Annotated in this window: 2 protein-coding genes and 1 pseudogene; 1 reads left to right on the top strand and 2 read right to left on the bottom strand. The window is 75.0% G+C overall.

Going from position 1 to position 2,248, the window contains the following annotated elements:
- A pseudogene (locus ACYVE9_RS23735) lies at positions 1 to 331 on the bottom strand (1-aminocyclopropane-1-carboxylate deaminase); the annotation flags it as partial.
- A 10-nt stretch (positions 332 to 341) separates the two neighbouring features.
- Positions 342 to 932, bottom strand: a complete 591-nt coding sequence (locus ACYVE9_RS23730; RefSeq protein ID WP_461029933.1) for an N-acetylmuramoyl-L-alanine amidase — start codon at positions 930 to 932, stop codon at positions 342 to 344.
- A 182-nt stretch (positions 933 to 1,114) separates the two neighbouring features.
- On the opposite strand from ACYVE9_RS23730, the gene ACYVE9_RS23725 reads away from it, so the two are divergent.
- On the top strand, positions 1,115 to 2,239 hold the full coding sequence (locus ACYVE9_RS23725) for a methyltransferase (RefSeq protein WP_461029932.1): 1,125 nt from the start codon (positions 1,115 to 1,117) through the stop codon (positions 2,237 to 2,239).
- The last annotated feature ends 9 nt before the right edge of the window (positions 2,240 to 2,248 follow it).

The following is a 2,248-nucleotide window of genomic DNA, read 5'->3' as shown; positions in this document are numbered from 1 at the left end:
CCCGGACGACGCCGACCGTGTCCAGGCCGAGCAGCCGGCCGGCCGCGGCGGTGGCGCGCAGGTGGTTGGAGTAGGCGCCGCCGAAGGTCAGCAGGGTGCGCCGACCCGCCCGGGCCGCGGCGTGCAGGTTCGGCACGAGCTTGCGCCACTTGTTGCCGGGCAGCTCCGGGTGGATGAGGTCGTCGCGCTTCAGCAGCAGTCGCAGGCCACGTGAGGTGAACCGCTCGTCGTCCACCTCCTGGAGCGGTGAGGGCAGCCGGGCGCCCAGGCTCTCCGGCCCGGCCGGGGCATCGGGCTCGGCGGGCCGGTCGGAGCGGGGGGCAGCGGTCATGCCCCGATTGTCACCGCAATCGCTTCCCGATGCGCTCCCGCATGGCGTCCATGGTGAAGCCGCGCGGATCGATCTTGTGATGGGTCCATTCCAGGTGGCCGATGACCGACCACTCGTTCCAGCCGTGGTGGCGGCAGAGCGCCGCCGCGGCCCGTTCGATCGCCTCCAGCTGCGCTTCGGGCCACGGGTCCCGCCCGTCGCCGAGGTTCTCGCACTCGAAGCCGTAGAAGCGGCTGTTGCCGTCGGTGTCCCGCCGGTCGGGCGGCGGGGTGCGCCGCTCGGCGATGACCGCGCGCAGCACGTCCGCGTCGCCCAGCCCGGCGTGGTTGGCGCGGCCGTGGCCGACGAGATGGACCGTGCCGTCCTTGGTGATCACGCCGTGGCACAGCGGCCCCGGCAGGCCGGGATAGCCGTTCCGGCAGAGTCGGACCGTGCGCTGGGACCCTCTGGTCACGGTGTGATGGATCATGACGCCGTGCACCGGGCCCCAGGCGCCCTTGTGATTTCGGTGGTGCGTCCGCCAGTTGCCGGACTCGACCACGCGGAGACCGTTCGCCCGCAGTGCGGACAGCATGCCGTTCGCGGTGATTGGTGTAGCCATGATCTGCTTGTACCGAATAACGCTGACCTGCGCCAGGTTGTCATCGGGGGCAGGTAGCGCGCGGGGCGCGTGAGCCGCTGCGCCCGCGCGTGACTCGCGTCGCGCACCTGCCGCGGGTCCGTGCAGGCGAGCGGGCGGCTCGGTGGCGTTCCGGCCCTCGCCGGGTGGTTAGAGTCCTCGACATGGACGTGCTTCCCCTTGACCCTTCGGTGCCGCCGCTGCACTGGCGTTCGGAGTCCGCGGCCCCGGTGCCCAAGCGGGTGGTGGAGGCCGACGACCGGATGCGCGCCGACGCCGCCTTCAAGCTCGTCTGCGAGGGCACCGCGCTGCTGTGGCGCGGGGACTTCCCCGGCGCCCGGCAACTACTGGCCGCGATGGGCCGCCGGGCCGACCGCAGCAGCCCCGCCCCGGCCGCCGACGCCCGTGAGGCCTTCCACCTGCACCGCCGGGCGCAGGGACGCAGGGCCCGCCTCCTGAACATGCTGCTGATCCCGGTGGACGCCGACCACACCGTGCCGCTGAGCCGGGCCCCGGAGGTCCGCGAGGCGTGCGCGGAGGCCTACGGGCCGCCCGACCCGGCGGGCCCGCCCTTCGCCGTGCCGCTGCGGGAACTGCTCGGCGTGATCGGCGCCCACGAGTGGCGGCGCCGGGGTGTGCCCGTGCACGCGCTCGGGGACGACCGCGTCCATCCCCACTACGGCGTCTTCGCCCCCGTCCGCGGCGAGTACGTCGACCTGGTCGCACGGGCCCCGCTGCCCGACGACCGCTCCGCGGCCTTCGACATCGGCACCGGCACCGGGGTGCTCGCGGTGCTGCTCGCCCGCCGCGGCGTGCAGCGGGTCACCGCCACCGACCAGGACCCGCGCGCGCTCGCCTGCGCGCGGGAGAACGCCGAGCGGCTCGGAGCCGCCGACCGGGTCACGGTCGTCGAAGCGGACCTGTTCCCCGAGGGCCGGGCCCCGCTGGTGGTGTGCAACCCGCCCTGGCTGCCGGCCAAGCCGGCCTCGTCGGTCGACCACGCCGTCTACGACCCGGGCAGCCGCATGCTGCGCGGCTTCCTGACCGGCCTGGCGGAGCGGCTCACGCCCGGCGGTGAGGGCTGGCTGATCCTGTCCGACCTCGCCGAACTGCTGGAGCTGCGCAGCCGCCAGGAGCTGCTCGACCTCCTCGACGGCGCCGGACTGCGGGTCGTGGACCGGCTCGACGCGCGACCGGTGCACCCGCGCGCCTCGGACCCCGACGACCCGCTGCACGCCGCCCGGGCCGCCGAGACCACCTCGCTGTGGCGGCTGGCCGCGGCGACCTGACCGGCGGGG

Source organism: Streptomyces sparsus, assembly GCF_054776295.1.
The sequence above is the reverse complement of the archived record's forward strand: the minus strand, read 5'-3'. Positions and strand labels throughout refer to the sequence as shown.